20 protein-coding genes are annotated in these 16,946 nt (G+C 69.3%); 10 read left to right on the top strand and 10 right to left on the bottom strand.

Annotated features, from left to right (window positions below; all coding sequences use genetic code 11):
* Positions 1–3 precede the first annotated feature (3 nt).
* Positions 4–438: a DUF1178 family protein gene (locus AC07N1_RS11485; RefSeq protein ID WP_494671937.1), complete on the top strand. Its 435-nt coding sequence runs from the start codon at positions 4–6 to the stop codon at positions 436–438.
* 9 nt (positions 439–447) lie between these two features.
* Here AC07N1_RS11485 and AC07N1_RS11480 read toward each other — a convergent pair whose 3' ends face one another.
* From AC07N1_RS11480 to AC07N1_RS11435, 10 genes are all read right to left on the bottom strand, one after another.
* Positions 448–1,317 (bottom strand): hypothetical protein, encoded by an 870-nt coding sequence (locus AC07N1_RS11480; protein ID WP_494671936.1) that lies wholly within the window; start codon positions 1,315–1,317, stop codon positions 448–450.
* Between the two features lie 16 nt (positions 1,318–1,333).
* The gene (locus tag AC07N1_RS11475; RefSeq protein ID WP_494671935.1) at positions 1,334–2,032 is read right to left on the bottom strand and encodes a dienelactone hydrolase family protein; all 699 of its coding nucleotides are present in this window, start codon (positions 2,030–2,032) and stop codon (positions 1,334–1,336) included.
* Positions 2,033–2,207: 175 nt separating this feature from the next.
* Complete coding sequence (locus AC07N1_RS11470) at positions 2,208–2,519, bottom strand: glycine zipper 2TM domain-containing protein (RefSeq protein WP_487288085.1); 312 nt, start codon at positions 2,517–2,519, stop codon at positions 2,208–2,210.
* 104 nt (positions 2,520–2,623) lie between these two features.
* The gene (locus AC07N1_RS11465) at positions 2,624–3,715 is read right to left on the bottom strand and encodes a glycine zipper 2TM domain-containing protein (RefSeq protein ID WP_494671934.1); all 1,092 of its coding nucleotides are present in this window, start codon (positions 3,713–3,715) and stop codon (positions 2,624–2,626) included.
* A 137-nt stretch (positions 3,716–3,852) separates the two neighbouring features.
* On the bottom strand, positions 3,853–4,230 hold the full coding sequence (locus AC07N1_RS11460) for a hypothetical protein (RefSeq protein ID WP_494671933.1): 378 nt from the start codon (positions 4,228–4,230) through the stop codon (positions 3,853–3,855).
* 51 nt (positions 4,231–4,281) lie between these two features.
* Complete coding sequence (locus AC07N1_RS11455; protein ID WP_494671932.1) at positions 4,282–4,686, bottom strand: type II toxin-antitoxin system VapC family toxin; 405 nt, start codon at positions 4,684–4,686, stop codon at positions 4,282–4,284.
* On the bottom strand, positions 4,683–4,955 hold the full coding sequence (locus AC07N1_RS11450) for a type II toxin-antitoxin system VapB family antitoxin (RefSeq protein WP_494671931.1): 273 nt from the start codon (positions 4,953–4,955) through the stop codon (positions 4,683–4,685). The genes AC07N1_RS11455 and AC07N1_RS11450 overlap by 4 nt, the downstream gene beginning before the upstream one ends.
* Before the next feature lie 20 nt (positions 4,956–4,975).
* The gene (gene ubiG, locus AC07N1_RS11445) at positions 4,976–5,740 is read right to left on the bottom strand and encodes a bifunctional 2-polyprenyl-6-hydroxyphenol methylase/3-demethylubiquinol 3-O-methyltransferase UbiG (protein ID WP_494671930.1); all 765 of its coding nucleotides are present in this window, start codon (positions 5,738–5,740) and stop codon (positions 4,976–4,978) included.
* A 2-nt stretch (positions 5,741–5,742) separates the two neighbouring features.
* On the bottom strand, positions 5,743–6,129 hold the full coding sequence (locus AC07N1_RS11440; protein WP_494671929.1) for a type II toxin-antitoxin system VapC family toxin: 387 nt from the start codon (positions 6,127–6,129) through the stop codon (positions 5,743–5,745).
* The gene (locus tag AC07N1_RS11435) at positions 6,119–6,631 is read right to left on the bottom strand and encodes an AbrB/MazE/SpoVT family DNA-binding domain-containing protein (protein ID WP_494671928.1); all 513 of its coding nucleotides are present in this window, start codon (positions 6,629–6,631) and stop codon (positions 6,119–6,121) included. Before AC07N1_RS11435 ends, AC07N1_RS11440 begins: the two co-directional genes overlap by 11 nt.
* Positions 6,632–6,837: 206 nt before the next feature.
* On the opposite strand from AC07N1_RS11435, the gene AC07N1_RS11430 reads away from it, so the two are divergent.
* The 9 genes from AC07N1_RS11430 to AC07N1_RS11390 all read left to right on the top strand — a co-directional run bounded on the left by AC07N1_RS11430 (position 6,838) and on the right by AC07N1_RS11390 (position 16,902).
* The gene (locus AC07N1_RS11430; protein WP_494671927.1) at positions 6,838–8,085 is read left to right on the top strand and encodes an aspartate kinase; all 1,248 of its coding nucleotides are present in this window, start codon (positions 6,838–6,840) and stop codon (positions 8,083–8,085) included.
* 172 nt (positions 8,086–8,257) lie between these two features.
* Positions 8,258–8,722 (top strand): hypothetical protein, encoded by a 465-nt coding sequence (locus AC07N1_RS11425; protein WP_494671926.1) that lies wholly within the window; start codon positions 8,258–8,260, stop codon positions 8,720–8,722.
* A gap of 163 nt (positions 8,723–8,885) precedes the next feature.
* Positions 8,886–9,665 carry a helix-turn-helix domain-containing protein gene (locus tag AC07N1_RS11420; protein WP_494671925.1) on the top strand — a complete coding sequence of 260 codons (780 nt, stop codon included), beginning with the start codon at positions 8,886–8,888 and terminating at the stop codon, positions 9,663–9,665.
* 69 nt (positions 9,666–9,734) lie between these two features.
* Positions 9,735–10,679 carry a DMT family transporter gene (locus AC07N1_RS11415; RefSeq protein WP_494671924.1) on the top strand — a complete coding sequence of 315 codons (945 nt, stop codon included), beginning with the start codon at positions 9,735–9,737 and terminating at the stop codon, positions 10,677–10,679.
* Between the two features lie 191 nt (positions 10,680–10,870).
* The gene (locus AC07N1_RS11410) at positions 10,871–11,257 is read left to right on the top strand and encodes a hypothetical protein (RefSeq protein ID WP_494671923.1); all 387 of its coding nucleotides are present in this window, start codon (positions 10,871–10,873) and stop codon (positions 11,255–11,257) included.
* Between the two features lie 181 nt (positions 11,258–11,438).
* Positions 11,439–13,703, top strand: coding sequence for a phosphoenolpyruvate--protein phosphotransferase (gene ptsP / locus AC07N1_RS11405; RefSeq protein ID WP_494671922.1), 2,265 nt, complete (start codon positions 11,439–11,441; stop codon positions 13,701–13,703).
* Between the two features lie 157 nt (positions 13,704–13,860).
* Positions 13,861–14,949 (top strand): helix-turn-helix domain-containing protein, encoded by a 1,089-nt coding sequence (locus tag AC07N1_RS11400; protein ID WP_494671921.1) that lies wholly within the window; start codon positions 13,861–13,863, stop codon positions 14,947–14,949.
* Positions 14,950–15,129: 180 nt separating this feature from the next.
* Entirely contained in the window at positions 15,130–16,269 is a 1,140-nt protein-coding gene (gene ispG / locus AC07N1_RS11395; RefSeq protein WP_494671920.1) for a flavodoxin-dependent (E)-4-hydroxy-3-methylbut-2-enyl-diphosphate synthase, read from the top strand.
* A gap of 186 nt (positions 16,270–16,455) precedes the next feature.
* On the top strand, positions 16,456–16,902 hold the full coding sequence (locus tag AC07N1_RS11390) for a translation initiation factor 2 (RefSeq protein ID WP_494671919.1): 447 nt from the start codon (positions 16,456–16,458) through the stop codon (positions 16,900–16,902).
* Positions 16,903–16,946: the final 44 nt, after the last annotated feature.

Raw genomic sequence — 16,946 nt, 5'->3', positions numbered from 1 at the left:
ATCATGATCAAGTACGCCCTCGCCTGTGACCACAGCCACGAGTTCGAAGGCTGGTTCGGCTCGTCGGGCGACTATGACGACCAGGCCGCCCGCGGTCTGGTCGAGTGCCCGATGTGCGGCTCGACCGGCGTGCGCAAGCAGATCATGGCGCCCGCCATCGCCGGCACGAAGGCTCAGCGATCCTCGCCAGAGCCTGACGCCAAGATGCGCGAGATGATGATGACCGCCATGAGCGAGGTGCGTCGCGAGGTCGAGGAGAACTTCGACTATGTCGGCGACCGCTTCGCCAAGGAGGCCCGCGACATCCACGAGGGCAAGTCCGAGGAGCGCGGCATCTACGGCGAGGCCTCGCCCAAGGAGGTCAAGGCCCTGCTGGAGGACGGCGTCAAGGTCGCCGCCCTGCCGCCGGCCCCGCCCAAGAAGACGGACGTCAACTGAGCGCGGGCGTCACCGGACCTCGTCGTCGCCCAGATAGAGGGTCGGCATCTGCGTCAGGGTCACCTGTTCGAACGCCTGCCGGGTTCCGAAGGGGACCGCGAACTCGACCTTCCACAGCTGGGGATCTGGGGCGTTGATCGGATGGTCGGCCCTTTGCGACGTGAGCATCGCCATGTAGCAGGCGCGCCCCTTAGGACAGGTCGGACGGTCGTAGACGCTGAGCAGCGCTGAGGTCGCGAAGAGGCGTTTCGCGATTTCGGCGCTCGGGCAATGTCGAACGCAGCGCGCCCGTAGCGCGCCCCCTTCGATCCTGCTCCCATCGATCCTGGCCCGGTCGACGTCGGCGGCGAGCCCTCGCAGCAGGGCGGCGGCGGTCAGGGCCGCGCCTGGATTGGGGGCCGGAAAGAAGTCCGCCGTCCGGGGAATGTGTTCGTCTCGAAGGGACGGCTTGCGCGCCAGGGCCGCGCAGGCCTCGTCGTCCGCCATAGGCGAGACGGTGGCGTCGAGCAGAGCGTACAGCCTTTTGCTTTCGAGGGCGCGGATGACGGCCGTCGGGCCGGGCGCGGCCGCGTCCCGCGCCGGCAGGGCGAGGATCGTGAAGTTGTCGAAGGCGCAAAGGCCGGGGCCATCGACGCGGGGCAGGGTCGCGCCGAGCAGGACGCGGTTGTCTCCCGGCGAATAGCCCCCGGCGTTCTGCAGGAAAAGGGCGTCGCTTTCCGCCATCAGGTCGGCGAGGACCCGCTCGGCGTCGGCCTTGCGACCCGCGTCGGGCGCAGCTTGCGCCGAAGCCGACGCGGGCGTGAAGAGAAGGGCGGCTAGGCACAGCAGGCGGATGAGCAGCATGCGCCGCAGCTTAAGCGAACTGCGCCGCTGATCCACAGGTTGTGTGGGTTGTTCAGCCCAGCTTTTCCTTGAAGAACGCCAGGGTGCGGCTGTTGGCGGTCTCGGCGTCGGCCTTGTCGTAGTGATTGCCGCCCGGGCGGGCGAAGGCGTGGTTGCGGCCGGGATAGACGTGGACCTCGACGTTCGGGCGGCCGGCGAGGGCCTCGACGATCGCGGCGCGGGCTTCGGGGCCGATGAACTCGTCGTCGCCGGCCAGGTGCATCAGCAGCGGCGCCTTAACCCCGCCCGCCTCGCCGACATAGCGCTCGGTGCCGCCGCCGTAATAGGCCACGGCTGCGTCGGGGGCGCCGCGGGCCGCGCCGAGGAAGGTCAGCAGCCCGCCCAGGCAGTAGCCGGTCAGCCCGACCTTGCCGCTGGCGCCGTCGAGCTTGCGGGCGGCCTCGACCACCTTCAGCACGTCGGCCGCGCCCTTGTCGAAGTCGTAGGCGCCGTAGATGTCGAGGGCCTTCTTCCAGTTCTCCTCGCTGTTTTCCGACAGCGACAGGCCCGGCTCGGCCCGCCAGAAGAGGTCGGGGCAGACGGCGATGAAGCCCTGCACGGCGTATTCGGCGGCGATCAGGCGGATGCCGGCGTTGACGCCGAAGATCTCCTGCAAGACCACGATCACCGGCGCCGGACCGGGCGTGTCGGGCCGCACGACCAGGGCCTGGAAGCTGCCGTCGTCGGTCTGGATGGTCAGGCTCTGCGCCATGATGGGTCTCCCTCGTGCTCGAACGCGTGGGGAGAGGATGGCCGCGGGGACGCCGGCGGGCTTGAACGATGCGGCCGCGCCCGGGCCGATCGCAGGGTCGATCGAGGCAAACGGCCATTGAAAAGGCCCGCCCCCTTTCGAGGGCGGGCCTTCCGACCACTTCGTGAGCGTGCGCTTAGCGGTAGCGGTACTCGTAGTGGCAGTTCTTCTTGGAATTGTGCTTGGCGATCTGGTTGCCGGCGACCGCGCCGACCACGCCGCCGAGGATCGCGCCCTCGGTCTTGGCGCCGTTGCCGGCCACGGCCGCGCCGAGCGCGCCGCCGCTGAGGCCGCCGATCACGGTGCCCTTGTTGCGCGACTTCTTGGTGCTCTTGCAGACCAGCACGCGCTCGCGGCGCTGCTGGGCTTCGGCGACGGTGACGGCGACGGTAGAGGCGGTGAAGGCCAGGCTCACCGCGACGATCAGGGTTTTCATTTGGGCGCGCATGGCGACCTCCGTTGAGAGTGTTGTTCTGTGTCCCTTGCGGGAATAACGCCGAAGCTCCGCGTCGGTTCTATGTCGAGAGCCCGACGCGAAAACTCAGCCGTGGATCAGCCGTCGACGCGGTAGCGGCCGTCGCTGTCGGGGCAGACGCGGACGTAGCGGCTTTCGGTGCGGCCCTGGTACTCGGTCGGGGCCTGCACGAGGCGGCACTTGCGCTCGTTGTAGCGGTTCCATTCCGAATAGCCGCCGGCCCGGTCGCGATAGTCGGCGCTTTCGCGGTAGGGCACGGTGTCGTCGTAGGACCAGTACTGGCCGCGGTTGTCGCAGCGGGCCTTGGCCGCCGAGTTGCCGATGGCAGCGCCCGCGCCGGCGCCGACCACAGCTCCCAGCACCGCGCCTTCGGTCTTGGCGTTGCGGGCCGCGACGTTGGAGCCGATCACCGCCCCGGCCAGGGCGCCGATCACCCCGCCGGCCGTGGCGTTGCGCTTGGCGTCGTCGCGGCAGGGGTCGCTGTAGCTTCCGCCCGAGGGCCTGGTGTTGTCGCCGTAGACGGGCGGCGGCGCGGATCCGGCGTAGGGATCGCTCTCGTAGCGGTCGCCCGCGTCCGGATAGCGGCGGTCGTAGGACCCGCGGCCGTATCGGCGGTCGTAGTCGTCGCGGGCCCGCTCATAGCTGGCGCGGTCGCTCTCCCACTGTCGGCGCTGGGCGTCGTAGTCGGCGACATCGCGGGAGTCATAGCTCTGGCCGCTGGTGGCGAAGCGGCGGGCTTCGTCGGGGTAGCGGCGGTCGTAGGCGCCGCGGCCGTTGCGACGGTCATAGGCGTCGCGCGTGCGCTGGTAGGCGGCGCGGTCGGCCTCGAACTGGCGCTGTTCGGCGTAGTAGTCGCCGCTGGTGGGATAGGCCGGCGTGCGCCAGCGGCTGGCCTCGCTGGGATAGCGGCGGTCATAGGCGCCGCGACCGTAGCGGCGGTCGTAGTCGTCGCGGGCGCGCTCATAGGCGGCCCGGTCGGCGTCGTACTGGGCCTGGCGGCTGTCGTAGTCGGCCCGGCGCGCCTCGTAGGACGAGCGCTGCTGCTGGTAGGTCTGCAATTGCTGCTGGTAGGCGCTATCGCTCTGAGTTTCGTACTGCGCCATGGCGGGCGCGGCCGAGGTGATGGCGACGGCGCCGGCCATCAGCCAAGCCAGACGACGGGAGGTCATGGGGAAGTCTCCGTTCCGACGAACGGACCGACGCTCCGCCCCACGAGAGGCGTCGATCCAGGTTCCAAGTCCCTGCGGCGAAATAAGCCCCAGGGAAGGTCAAGGTTCCCGGAAAAGGTCTCGGAAAAGGCTGCTGATCAGTCGTTCAGCCAGGTGACGGCGAAGCGCTCGCCGGTCCAGACCGCCACGGCCATGGAGGCTTCCTCGGTTCCGAACGACAGGGTCGGGGCCTTCAGCTCGACCTGGCGCGGCTCGTCGGCGGCGCAGGGCGCGCCGACATCCTTGGCGCAGGTGGTCGGATAGGTCCCGGCCGGCTGGGCGGCGATGAAGAAATTGGCCGGGTCGTCCACCAGGGTGACGGTCTCGGGCTTGCCGGGCGCGGCGCCGCGCTCGACCACCAGCACGTGCGCCCCGCCGCGCGGCTCCAGCTTCGCCAGGTCGGCCTTGCCGTCGCCGTCGAAATCCCCGGCCAGCGAGGGCAGGGCGACGGCGAGCGCGAGCAGAAGGGCGGGCATGGTGAGAGGCTCCGAGGTTGCAGCCGGAGGTTGGCGAGCGGCCGCGCGGCGTCAAGCCTCTTTCAGGGCCGAGCGCAGGTCGGTGCGAGGGAAGTCGTCGCCCTTGTAGAGCAGGGCGCCGTCGCCGTGGGTCTTGGCCAGGGCGTAGGCGAAGCAGTCGCCGAGGTTCAACTTGGCGGGCGTACGTCGACCGAAGCGCACGAATGCCTCGATAGCGAGGCGGGTCAGGGCGGCGTCCACCGGCAATACTTCTATCCGAAGCGCCTGCAGGAGGCTTTCCGCCTCTAGTCGCCCGATCTCGCCCTTGGCCACTTCCGCGCGCGCCAGGACCTCCCAGTAATTGACGCTCGATATCACGCGTTGGCTGGGCTCATCGCGAAGCTTTGCGGTGAAATCGACGGCTTCGGGCTCGCCGAGCAGGATCGCGACGACCGCCGAAGCATCGACGACGATCAACGGGGCAGGCCGTCGGCGTCGTAGAATTCGGCGTCGGACGGCATCGGGGCCAGTTCCGGGAGCGCCTGGAAGCGGGCCGCAATGGCGGCGACCTGGTCGAGATCGATGTCGGTCTTCCGCTGCCGGTCGCGTTCCAGCGTCGCGCGCACGGCGATGTCGATGGCCTCGGACAGGCTGCTCCCGCGTTGACGGGCCAGCTCGCGGACGTGATCCGCGACCTGGGTTTCGATCTCGATGGTTTCGACCTTGGTCATAGCGGTAGAAAACATACCGCGAACCCCGTTCGCCGTCACGCCGCCGGCTTGGTGACCGTCATCATGTAGTTGATGTCGACGTCGGTGGAGCGGCTCCAGCGGCCGGTCAGCGGGTTGTAGGCGACGCCGAAGGGGCCGTGCATCTCGACCGGCTCGCCGGCCAGGAAGGCGCGCAGCTCCTCGGGCTTGAGGAACTGCTTCCACTCGTGGGTGCCCGGCGGCACCCAGCGCAGGATGTATTCGGCGCCGATCTTGGCCAGGGCCAGGGCCTTGAGCGTGCGGTTCAGGGTGGCGACGATCATCAGACCGCCGGGCTTGAGCAGTTGCGAGCAGGTGCGCAGGAAGGCGCCCGGATCGGCGACGTGCTCGATGACCTCCATGGTCAGCACCACGTCGAACGGACCCGCGCCCTCGGCCAGCAGCTGTTCGGCGGTGGCGGGGCGGTAGCCGATCGAGAGGCCCTGTTCGGCGGCGTGGGCCGCGGCGGTCTTGATGTTGTTTTCCGAGGCGTCGATGGCGGTGACGGTAAAGCCGAGGCGCGCCATCGGCTCGCTCAGCAGGCCGCCGCCGCAGCCGATGTCGATCAGGGACAGGCCCTCGAACGGCGCGCGGTCGTTGCCGTCGCGGCCGAAGCGCTCCAGCGCCTGCTCCCGGATGAAGGCCAGCCGGCAGGGATTGAACACGTGCAGCGGCGCGAACTTGCCCTTCGGGTCCCACCACTCGGCGGCGATGGCCGAGAACCGCGCCACGTCGGCGGGGTCGATGCTCCAGTTGGGCGTATTCGGGGCGCTCTGAGTCATGGTCAGCGTATGAGCACGACTTCGACCGGCAGGTCCAGATCGCTCCAGGCCCTATCGGCGGTCATGACGGGGAGACCCTCCCTGATGGCCAGGGCGAGGCAGGCGCGGTCGCCGAGCGACAGGCCCTTGTGGCGGGTGGCGGCGCGCAGAAGGCCGGCCTGGATGGCGAGGTCGCCATCGAAGTCGGTGATGGTCAGCGCCAGCGTCGATAGGCGGCCTGCGACGTCCGAAGGCGTTGCGCCGCGCTCGATCAGCTTGGTGACCACTTCAGCCAGGTTGACGGTGGATATCCGGGCGTCCTTGAGCGCCGCGGCGGCGCGATCCTGGCCGGATTCGCCAAACAGGATCGCCAGGACGGCGGAGCAGTCCATGATGAATTCAGTCGTCATGGCGGCGTTGCGCCTCCCAGGCCCGGGCTTCCTCTTCCTCCTGGGCGGCCTCTCGGCGGCGATCTTCGATCAACTCGTCGGACGCCAGTTTTTCGGAGGGGATAGCGAAGCTCGCCACCCAGTTCTGCAGACGACGCACGGACTCCGGAAGGCTGATGAGCTTGAAGAACTCGCCATCCAGCTCGGCGATAATCACGCCGTTCGCTCCGGCGCCGAGCGCCGCGAGCACCTCGGATGGAAGCGTCAGCGATCCGTTCCTGAGTTCCAATCGGTAGCTCTTCGGCCGATCGTGGACAAAGGCTCCGGCGTCGCCTTCCGCCATTCCTATCGGCGCGACCGTCTCAGCCGGCCGCGCCTCCTCCAGCACATTTCGCACATGCTGGTAGCGCTTGCCGAGGATGCGGGCGATGTCGGCGCGCTTGTAGCCGGCGGCGGCCAAGGCGCGGATCTTGCCGGCGACGGTGATCTGGCCGGCCAGCAGGCGTTCGACCTCGGGCGACATGGCGCTTTCCGATCGTCTGTGGACAGGTAGATAGTCAGTCAGGTTGCGTCCTGCGTCAAATCCTCGCCCCGCTCAGATAAAAAAGACACATCCGCGACATTGCCGTTGCGCCAAGGCCCCGCTAGAAGGCGCGGGCTTGCGCGGAAGGACGGGTTCCGGCCGCGAAGGCGCAAGAAAAAACCGCTTTGGTTCGAGGATTTAGAGACGTGTCACGTCTGGTGATGAAGTTCGGCGGCACCTCGGTGGCCGACCTGGAGCGCATCCGCCGGGTGGCGCGCCTGGTCGCCGCGGAAGTCGCCACGGGCAAGCAGGTCGCCGTCGTCGTTTCCGCCATGTCGGGCAAGACCAACGAGCTGGTCGCCTGGACGGACGGAGCCGGCCGCGCCGCCGCGGGCCTTCCGGAGTCTGACGACGAATACGACGCCGTCGTGGCGTCGGGCGAGCAGGTGACCGCCGGCCTGCTGGCCATGACCCTGCGCAACATGGGCCACAAGGCCCGTTCGTTCCTGGGCTGGCAGGTGCCGATCCTCACCACCGAGGCGCACGGCAGCGCCCGCATCGAGGACATTCCGCCGGCCAATCTGGAAGCCTGCTTCAAGGCCGGCGAGATCGCCGTCATCGCCGGCTTCCAGGGCGTGACCAGCAATCAGCGCATCACCACGCTGGGTCGTGGCGGTTCGGACACCAGCGCCGTGGCCATCGCCGCCGCCGTCAAGGGCGCCTGCGACATCTACACCGACGTCGATGGTGTCTACACCACCGACCCGCGGATCGAGAGCAAGGCCAGGCGCCTGGCCAAGATCAGCTACGAAGAGATGCTGGAAATGGCCTCGCTGGGGGCCAAGGTGCTGCAGACCCGTTCGGTCGAGATGGCCATGGCCCATCGCGTCCCGGTGCGGGTGCTGTCGAGTTTCGTCGAGCCGGGCGAAGCCCCGGGCCAAGGTACGATCGTCTGCGACGAGGAAGAAATCATGGAAAAGCGCATCGTCTCGGGCGTCGCCTACAGCCGCGACGAAGCCAAGATCACCCTGCTGGGCCTGCCCGACCATCCGGGCGTGTCCTCGCAGATCTTCGGCCGCTTGGCCGACGCCAATGTGAACGTCGACATGATCGTGCAGTCGCGCGCCCGCAGCGCCGACACCGCCAACATGGAGTTCACCGTCGGCAAGCGTGACGCCGCCCGCGCCGTCGAGATCGTCCGCGCCGCCCAGGTCGAGATCGGCTTCGAGGACGTGGCCGTCAACGAGGACGTCGCCAAGGTGTCGGTGATCGGCGTGGGCATGCGCAGCCACGCCGGCGTCGCCCAGTCGATGTTCGCGGCCCTGGCCGAGAAGAACATCAACATTCAGGTCATCTCGACCTCGGAGATCAAGATCTCGGTCCTGATCGACGCGGCCTACACCGAACTGGCCGTCCGCGCCCTGCACGCCGTGTACGGGCTGGACCAACTGTAAGAGCGAGAAGACCCCCTCAGTCGCTCCGCGACAGCTCCCCCGGAGGGGGAGCATCTGCTCGGACGAGATCCTCCCCCTCTGGGGGAGGTGGCCCGAAGGGCCGGAGGGGGATCGCCGTTGCCTAAACGTCGTGCTCTGACGTTATGAAGGCGCACCAGCCTTCGAGAGTCCCATGTCCGACGTCTTCAAGTTCGACCCCGCCGCCAAGACCGTCACCTTCCAAGGCGACGCCGGCCTCGAGCTGCTCTACGACCTCCTGCTGCGCGCCAAGTTCGGCGACGGCTACGAAAAGCCGCTGCTGGTCAGCCCGTGGCTGGCGGCCCTGCTGCGCCAGCTGGATCTGGCCCTGCCCGACGACGGCCAATGGTTCCCCGAAAAGCCCGGCCAGCCGATCTTCGACACCGACGACCTGCTGGCCATGGGCGACGCCGTGATCGAGGAAGGTCACACCGTCGGCTGGTGGACCATGACCGAGCCGGAAAAGCGCGACTACCTGCGCAACGTCGTCGCCGCGCCCCATCCCCTGACCGACCTGCAGGTCGAGTTCATCGAGAGCGACATCGACGCCGCCCTCGAACAGGCCCGCCGCCTGGTCCAGGACGCCGACGAGCCCCTGGCCCTGCCGGGGCACGGCTGACACCCTCCTTTGCTTTCCTGGGCCCTGTGCCCAGGAGCCTGCTTCCGTTGTTCCTGAGTTCCGTGTCCTTGGCGGCCACATTGGCGGAGAGCGTCCTGTGGCGCACAGCCTGGCGCGGCCATGGGCCCTAGGCACGAGGCCTAGGGAGGCGGGATTTTTGTCGATGCGGCGGGTGGGACGCATCCGTTCCCGGCGCTACAACATCGCCATGGGCCACGACCTGACCGTCCCCGCCGAGCTGTCCTTCCGCCGCTACAGCGTCGAAGCCATCTCGCACGCCCACGACTTCGACCAGATCGTGCTGCCGCGTCGCGGCGTGCTGGAGATCGAGATCGACGGCCGGGGCGGGCGGGTCGATCCGGGCAGCGCCGCGGTGATCCCGCCGGGTACGCGCCACGTCTGCGCCGCCGACGGCGAGAACCTGTTCGTGGTGGCCGACATCGGCGCCTCCCTGATGGCGCCGTTCGAGCGCCTGCGCGAAAAGCCGTTCGCCTGCGTCACCAGCCCGGTGCGCGGCCTGCTGTCGTTCCTGTCGGGCGAAGCGCCGGGCGGGATCGACGACGGCGTCGCGGGCCTGTGGACGCCGCTGCTGCTGCGCGGTCTGTCGAGCGGCCCGGTCGCCGTCGATCCGCGCCTGGCCCGCGCCGCGGCGATGATCGAGGCCCGCTACCACCAGCCGCTGTCCGTCCGCGATCTGGCGGCCGAGGCCGGCATGAGCCAGAGCCGCTTCTTCGACCGCTTCGCCGCCGCCTACGGCGCGACCCCGCACGCCGCCCTGACCGATGCGCGGCTGCGCGCGGCCCAGCGCCTGCTGGACGATCCGGTGCTGTCCATCGCGGAGATCGCCGTCCGCACCGGCCACGGCGACCAGAGCACCCTGACCCGGCGGATGAAGGCGGCCCTGGGCGTCACGCCGGCCGCCTGGCGAAAGGGGCGGCGGTAGGAATATACGCCCGATCTTCGGGAGCTTTCGCCAAAGCCAGGGCGCGCTGCGCCTGCTAGGTCCCGCCCCATGATCAGTCCCCGGAACCTTCTGCTCGGCCTTCTCTACGGTCTCGTCGCCGGCGCCCTGTGGGGCGGGGTGTTCCTGGCCCCGAAGCTGCTGGAGGCTTTCACGCCGCTGCAGATGACCGCCGGGCGCTACATCGCCTACGGCCTGGCCGCCGCGGTGCTGCTGGCGCCGAGCTGGCGGTCGGTGATGGCGCGGATGGACCGTCGCGACTGGCGCGATCTGGCCGGGCTGAGCCTGCTGGGCAACCTCGTCTACTATGTGGGCCTGTCGGTGGCGGTGCAGACGGCGGGCGTGGCCCTGGCCTCGCTGATCATCGGCCTGTTGCCCGTGACCATCACCCTGGCCGGCGCCCGGAAAGGCGAGGGGACGCCGCTGCGCGCCCTGGCCGCGCCGCTGACACTGATCATCGCCGGCGGGGTCTGCATCAACGTGGCGGTGTTCACGACGCCGTCGGGCGTTCCGGTCGGCAGGCTGATCCTTGGCGTGCTGGGCGCGACCCTGGCCCTGGCGGTGTGGACCGCCTACGCTGTCTGGAACGCCCGCCGCCTGGCCGCGACCCCGAAGTTCAGCAGCCACGAGTGGTCGCTGCTGACGGGCCTGGCCACCGGCCTGCTGTCGCTGGCGCTGGTGGTTCCGGCCTTCCTGATGGGCGGAAAAGTGCATGCGCCGGCCGCCTGGGGCTGGTTCTGGATGGTCAGCTTCGCTGTGGCGATCGGGGCTTCGGTGATCGGCAACGGCCTGTGGAACGGCGCCAGCCGCCTGCTGCCGCTGTCGTTGTCGGGCCAGTTGATCGTGTTCGAGACCCTGTTCGCCCTGCTGTACGGCTTCCTGCACGAGGGGCGCTGGCCGCATGGGCTGGAGTGGGCGGCCATCGTGCTGATGCTGGCCGGCGTGCTGTGGTCTGTGCGGCTGCATCGGCCGGGGGCGGCGCACGCGGGGGAATAGCCCACCCCAAACCGTAAAATTCCCGCTTGCGCGGGGATTTTACGGGGGGAAGAGTCTTGGAAAGACGGCTTCAAACCTGACACCAACATGAACAGGCGCGTTCAGGTCGGGTTCAAACGGCAAGGCTCATAAACGTCATCAACAGCGCCGCCTCCGGGTTTGGCGACGCTTCTGGAACAAGGAGCACTGCCATGAAGACCTTCGGTAAGTTCAGCAAGATCGCCATCAGCACCGCCATCGCCGGCGCGCTGGTCCTGCCCGCCACGGCCGCCTTCGCCGGCGATCGCGGCAAGAGCAACAAGACCGAGCGCGCGATCCTGGGCGCGGTCCTGGGCGGCGCGGCCGGCGCCATGCTGGGCGACGGCGACGGCGGCGCGATCGCGGTCGGCGCCCTGGCCGGCGGCGCCATCGGCGCGGCCACCGCCAAGGACAAGCGTCATCACCGCTACGGCCAGCGCTATGACGAGCGCCGCCCGTACTACAGCGACAACCGCTACGGCTATAACGACCGCTATGATCGTCGCGACCATCGCGATCGCTACGACAGCCGCTACGACTATTACGGTCAGCGCCGCTAAGGCCTGGTCGCTGACAAGCTAGGCAGGACGCCGCCCCTTTCCGGAGGGGCGGCGTTTTTTGCGCTTAAGGGTCGAGGAAAAACACCGCGCTCACTGTGCGGCGCGCGAAATCTGCTATAGCGCGCATGACAGGACGATGTGCTTCGACGCGTCGGAACCAAGGGAGCGCACGACAGGCGACATGGCAGGCCCCGGCATCGCCGTTCGAGGACCCAGAAGCCTGCTTCGCCAGATCCGCGAGGCCATGGCCGGCGGCGGACCCGCCCAGGCCAAGCTCGACATGGTGGTGCGCACCATCGCCGTCTCGATGGTCGCGGAAGTCTGCTCGATCTATCTGCGCCGCGCCTCGGGGGACCTCGAGCTCTTCGCCACCGAGGGTCTGTCGCGCGACGCCGTCCACGTCACCCGCATGAAGCCGGGCGAAGGCCTGGTCGGCGAGACCATGCGTCTGGGCCGGCCGCTGAACCTTTCGGACGCCGCCAGCCACCCGTCGTTCTCCTATCGTCCGGAAACGGGCGAAGATCCCTACCACGCCTTCCTGGCGGTGCCGCTGCTGCGCGGCGGCCGGGCCATCGGCGTGCTCGTCGTCCAGAACCGCACCGAGCGGGTCTATGAGGACGAGGAGGTCGAGGACCTGCAGATCATCGCCATGGTGCTGGCCGAGATGGTCAGTTCCAGCGAGCTCTTGGGCGCCGACGAGCTCAAGGACGTCGAGCTGGCCCCGCACAAGCCCGAGCGGCTGAAGGGCGCGCGCTTCGCCGAGGGCCTGGCTTACGGCGTGGCGGTGCTGCACGAGCAGCCGGTGGCTCCCGAACAGCTGCTATCGGACGACGCCCTGGCCGAGGAGGCCCGGCTCTCCTACGCCATCGAGGCCCTGCAGACCCAGATCGACGAGATGCTGGACGGCCAGCACGGCCTGGTCGGCGCATCCTACGAGGTGCTGGAGACCTACCGCCTGTTCGCCCACGATCGGGGCTGGAACCGCGGTTTGCAGGAGGCCGTACGCTCCGGCCTGACGGCGGAAGCCGCGGTCGAGCGCGTGCGTTCCGAGCACCGCGCCCGCCTGGGCCAGGCCCGCGACCCCTATCTGCGCGAGCGGCTGCACGACCTGGAAGATCTCAACGACCGGCTGCTGCGCCACCTGTCGGGCGACGTCCACGCCGTGCGCCAGCTGCCCGAGGACGCCATCCTGATCGCGCGGAACCTCGGTCCCGCCGACCTGCTGGAATACGACCGCACCAAGCTGAAGGGCATACTGCTCGAAGAGGGCTCGGCCGCCAGCCACGCCGGCATCGTGGCCCGCGCGCTCGACATCCCGTGCGTCGGCCGCCTGGCCGGCCTGCGCGACCGGGTCAGCGAGGGCGATCCCGTGGTGGTCGACGCCGAGACGGCCGAGGCCTGGCTGCGCCCGCGCCCCGACGTCGTGAAGGCCCTGAAGGCCCGGATGGAGGTCCGCGCCCAGCGCAAGGCCGAGTTCGCCCGCCTGCGCGACACGCCGGCCTTCACTCGCGACGGCTCCAAGATCACCCTGCTGATGAACGCAGGGCTGGCCGTCGACCTCGACATCCTGGGCGAGACAGGGGCCGAGGGCATCGGCCTGTTCCGCACCGAGTTCCAGTTCATGGTCGCCGAGGAGATGCCCCGGCTGGAGGCCCAGACGGCGCTTTACGAGAAGGTGCTGGAGGCCGCGAACGGCATGCCGGTGACCTTCCGCACGCTCGATCTCGGCGGCGACAAGCTGTTGCCGTACATGGAGCTGGAGCGCGAGGACAATCCGGCCCTGGGTTGGCGCGCCATACGCATGGGGCTGGATCGTCCGGCCCTGCTGCGCCTGCAGATCCGCGCCCTGATCAAGGCCGCGGCGGGCCGCGAGTTGCGTATCATGTTCCCGCTGGTGGCCAATGTGGACGAGTTCCGCGCCGCCCGCGCCTTCGTCGACCAGGAAGTAGCCTGGGCCCTGAAGCGCGGCCGGCCCGCGCCGGCCCGGCTGGACGTCGGGGCCATGGTCGAGGCGCCGTCCCTTCTGTGGCATTTGGACGCGCTGCTGCCGATGACCGACTTCGTTTCGGTCGGCACCAACGACCTGATGCAGTACTTGTTCGCCGCCGACCGGGGCAATCCGCGGGTGTCGGACCGCTACGACCCGCTGTCGCCGGCGGCTCTGCGGGCGCTGAAGACCATCCAGCAGGCCTGCGAGGACACAGGCACGCCGGTGTCGGTGTGCGGCGAGATGGCCGGGCGGCCGCTGGAGGCTTTCGCCTTGGTGGCCTTGGGTTTCGACCGCCTGTCGATGCCCCCGGCCGGCATCGGTCCCGTCAAGCAGATGGTGCTGTCGTGCGACCGCGAGGCCGCCCGCCGCAACGTTGAAGCGCTGCTGAAAGGGTCCGGCGGGTCCTTGCGGGGCGAGATCGAAACCTTGGCCAGGAAGCTCTACGTCGCCGTCTAGACTGAGGGCGCGTTAACCTTGCGGCCAAGTTTAGTGCATTGAATCCGGCTACTTACTTTGATATCCACAATCAAATGTTAACAAAGGCCGGCTAGAGTCGGTGCAAGATCGGTCGGACTCTCGTGCGACGCGAATTTTCTGGGGTGATCTGTTCGTCATGCCGCTCGACACGGGCAGGGTGAGTCATTTGAGTCTGGTCGCCGAGGGCGACCGTGACGAGGCTGGGGCCGTGACGGCCGGTCAGCCTTCGGTCGATCACGGCGTCGACCTGGGCGAAGCGCTGCGCGCCGCCCGCCTGTTCCACGGCATGACCCTGCAGGACGTGGCCGACGCCACCCGCATCCGCCAGGCCTATGTCGAGGCGCTGGAGGACATGCGCCTGGACGAACTGCCCTCGCGGCCGTTCACCATCGGCTACATCAAGGCCGTGGCCAACCTGCTGCACCTGGACGCCGAGGCGGCCGTGGCCCGCTTCAAGCTCGAGGCCCACGACGACGTCGAGCCGCTGCGCGCGCCGATCGGCGTGCACCGCCAGCGCGACCCGCGCCTGGGCCTGCTGCTGGCCGGCGGGCTGCTGGTCGGCGGCGCCATCGTGCTGTGGAACGTCGCCCAGCGCGCCATGACCCATGACGCCGAGCCCAAGGCCCAGGTGGCCGCCGGCGCGGTCGCCCAGAACGCCCCGACGGCTGTCGCCGCCGGCGGCGCCAGCGGCAACGCCGCAGGCGGCGCGGTGTCGCTCGGCGCGCCGCTGCCGGCCCCGGTCGAATCGACCACCCCGACCCCGTACGTGACCCCCGGCCTGGAAGCAGCCGCCGCCGCCGGCGGTTCGGCCGACGCCGTGGCCGCCGCGGCCAAGGCCCGCAAGGAAGCCGAGGCCCAGGCCGCGCCCGAGGCGATCGCCAACCTCGGCGCGCCGTTCAAGTCCAAGGGCGCGGTGTACGGGGCGGCTCCGGCCGACTCGTCCGGCGTGATCCTGCAGGCCCGCAAGTCGACCTCGCTGGTGGTGCGCGGCCCCGACGGCGCGGTGCACTTCACCCGCTGGCTGTCGGCCGGCGACGCTTTCCGCGCGCCGCGCACCCCGGGCCTGGTGGCCGACGTGGCCGAGCCGGGCGCCGTGGACGTGTTCGTGGGCGGCGTGCTGACCGCGCGCCTGACCGCCCCGCAGACGCCGCTGGCCAAGCTGGTTCCGGTCGCGCCCAAGCCCGTCGCGACCCCGGCCGCCCCGGCGCCGGCCAGGCCGCAGTAGGACCTTCGGTGGGCGCTCTGCGTCCTTCGAGGCTCGCCGCTGGCTCGCACCACAGGATGAGGGATCCATTGCACTGAATTCCTCATCCTGAGGCGCCCGCGCAGCGGGCCTCGAAGGACGCACGGCCGTTTCCCGCGCACGGCCCTTCTATCCGTCACCAAGACCCACTAGATTGGCGCCATGGCCGCTGACCACACCCACGTTCGTCCCTGGCGCATGATCGAGCGCCGCAAGTCGCGCAAGATCCGCGTCGGCAGCGTCGAGGTGGGCGGCGACGCGCCGATCTCGGTCCAGTCGATGACCAACACCCTGACCAGCGACGCCGCCGCGACGCTGAATCAGATCCGCCAGCTTGAAGAGGCCGGCGCCGACATCGTCCGCGTCAGCTGCCCCGACGTCGACAGCACCGCGGCCTTCAAGACCATCGCCCGCGAGGCGAAGGTGCCGCTCGTGGCCGACATCCACTTCCACTACAAGCGCGGCATCGAGGCGGCCCAGGCTGGCGCGGCCTGCCTGCGGATCAATCCGGGCAACATCGGCAGTCCCGACCGCGTGCGCGACGTCGTCAACGCCGCCAAGGACCACGGCTGCTCGATCCGCATCGGCGTCAACGCCGGCTCGCTGGAGCGCGAACTGCTGGAGAAGTATGGCGAGCCGTGCCCCGACGCCATGGTCGAGAGCGCGCTGAACCACGCCCGCATCCTGCAGGACCATGACTTCCACGAGTTCAAGATCAGCGTGAAGGCCTCGGATCCGTTCATGACGGTGGCGGCCTATCATCAGCTGTCGGAACGCATCGACTGCCCGCTGCACCTGGGCGTCACCGAGGCCGGGGCCCTGCGCACGGGCACCGTCAAGAGCGCCATCGGGATGGGCTCGATGCTGTGGGCCGGCATCGGCGACACCATCCGTGTCAGCCTGGCCGCCGATCCGGTGGAAGAGATCAAGGTCGGCTTCGACATCCTGAAGTCGCTGGGCCTGCGCCACCGCGGCGTCAACATCATCGCCTGCCCGTCCTGCGCCCGTCAGGGCTTCAACGTCATCAAGACGGTGGAGCAACTGGAAGAGCGCCTGGCCCACATCGCCACGCCGATGTCGCTGTCGATCATCGGCTGCGTGGTCAACGGCCCGGGCGAGGCCCTGATGACCGACATCGGCTTCACCGGCGGCGGGGCCGGGGCGGGCATGGTCTACATGGCCGGCAAGCCCGACCACAAGCAGTCCAACGACGGCATGATCGACCACATCGTCGAGCTGGTGGAAAAGAAGGCGGCCGAGCTGCAGGCGACCAAGGACGCCAAGGCGATCGCGGCGGAGTAGAGCGCGCGGCGACGCCGGCGAAGGCGTCGCTACTGTCGTAAAACCTTCAATGTTTTCAGTGCGGTGGGGCGGTGACGGCGGCTGCCTGTCACCGGCTGAAAATATTTCAATACCGACACTATGCGAAGCTAGACTGTGTAATTGCCCGCGTTTAGGTTGAGCCCGTAACTTTGAGTTGGGGGCTACATGAAAACCTATATTCGCGGCGCGTCGCTGTTCCTGGCGGCGGCCTCCCTGAGCGCGTGCGCCACCGTCACGCGCGGCACCACCCAGTCGTTCACCGTCGAATCCTCGCCGCCGGCCGAGGTGAAGACCTCCACGGGCTTCTCCTGCCCGTCGACGCCCTGCACCCTGAAGCTGCCCCGCAAGGAAGGCTTCACGGTCACGGTGACCAAGGCCGGCTACAAGACCCATACCTCGGAAGTCGTCAGCAAGATGAGCGGCGGCGGCGGCGCGGCCCTGGCCGGCAACGTCCTGGCCGGCGGCATCATCGGCATGGGCGTCGACGCCTCGAGCGGCGCGCTCAACGACCTGACGCCCAACCCGCTGAAGGTGGTGCTGGAGCCGGAAACCGCCGCGGCGCCCGCGGCCGAAGCCGCCGCCGCCCCGGCCGCCGCGAGCGGCACGCCGTGAGCGCGCTCCGCTCCCTCGGGCGTGTCGCGCGCGCGGCCCTGGTC

The sequence above is a fragment of the Caulobacter sp. GW821-FHT09B11 genome (genome assembly GCF_059418205.1).
The sequence above is the reverse complement of the archived record's forward strand: the minus strand, read 5'-3'. Positions and strand labels throughout refer to the sequence as shown.

What these genes read in the sequence shown, in the direction of transcription:
- AC07N1_RS11485 (WP_494671937.1), top strand. Translation starts at nt 4, where the DNA reads ATGATCAAGTACGCCCTCGCCTGTGACCACAGCCACGAGTTCGAAGGC.
- AC07N1_RS11475 (WP_494671935.1), bottom strand. Translation starts at nt 2,032, where the DNA reads ATGGCGCAGAGCCTGACCATCCAGACCGACGACGGCAGCTTCCAGGCC.
- AC07N1_RS11470 (WP_487288085.1), bottom strand. Translation starts at nt 2,519, where the DNA reads ATGCGCGCCCAAATGAAAACCCTGATCGTCGCGGTGAGCCTGGCCTTC.
- AC07N1_RS11465 (WP_494671934.1), bottom strand. Translation starts at nt 3,715, where the DNA reads ATGACCTCCCGTCGTCTGGCTTGGCTGATGGCCGGCGCCGTCGCCATC.
- AC07N1_RS11460 (WP_494671933.1), bottom strand. Translation starts at nt 4,230, where the DNA reads ATGCCCGCCCTTCTGCTCGCGCTCGCCGTCGCCCTGCCCTCGCTGGCC.
- AC07N1_RS11450 (WP_494671931.1), bottom strand. Translation starts at nt 4,955, where the DNA reads ATGTTTTCTACCGCTATGACCAAGGTCGAAACCATCGAGATCGAAACC.
- ubiG (WP_494671930.1), bottom strand. Translation starts at nt 5,740, where the DNA reads ATGACTCAGAGCGCCCCGAATACGCCCAACTGGAGCATCGACCCCGCC.
- AC07N1_RS11440 (WP_494671929.1), bottom strand. Translation starts at nt 6,129, where the DNA reads ATGACGACTGAATTCATCATGGACTGCTCCGCCGTCCTGGCGATCCTG.
- AC07N1_RS11435 (WP_494671928.1), bottom strand. Translation starts at nt 6,631, where the DNA reads ATGTCGCCCGAGGTCGAACGCCTGCTGGCCGGCCAGATCACCGTCGCC.
- AC07N1_RS11425 (WP_494671926.1), top strand. Translation starts at nt 8,258, where the DNA reads ATGTCCGACGTCTTCAAGTTCGACCCCGCCGCCAAGACCGTCACCTTC.
- AC07N1_RS11420 (WP_494671925.1), top strand. Translation starts at nt 8,886, where the DNA reads ATGCGGCGGGTGGGACGCATCCGTTCCCGGCGCTACAACATCGCCATG.
- AC07N1_RS11415 (WP_494671924.1), top strand. Translation starts at nt 9,735, where the DNA reads ATGATCAGTCCCCGGAACCTTCTGCTCGGCCTTCTCTACGGTCTCGTC.
- AC07N1_RS11410 (WP_494671923.1), top strand. Translation starts at nt 10,871, where the DNA reads ATGAAGACCTTCGGTAAGTTCAGCAAGATCGCCATCAGCACCGCCATC.
- ptsP (WP_494671922.1), top strand. Translation starts at nt 11,439, where the DNA reads ATGGCAGGCCCCGGCATCGCCGTTCGAGGACCCAGAAGCCTGCTTCGC.
- AC07N1_RS11400 (WP_494671921.1), top strand. Translation starts at nt 13,861, where the DNA reads ATGCCGCTCGACACGGGCAGGGTGAGTCATTTGAGTCTGGTCGCCGAG.
- ispG (WP_494671920.1), top strand. Translation starts at nt 15,130, where the DNA reads ATGGCCGCTGACCACACCCACGTTCGTCCCTGGCGCATGATCGAGCGC.
- AC07N1_RS11390 (WP_494671919.1), top strand. Translation starts at nt 16,456, where the DNA reads ATGAAAACCTATATTCGCGGCGCGTCGCTGTTCCTGGCGGCGGCCTCC.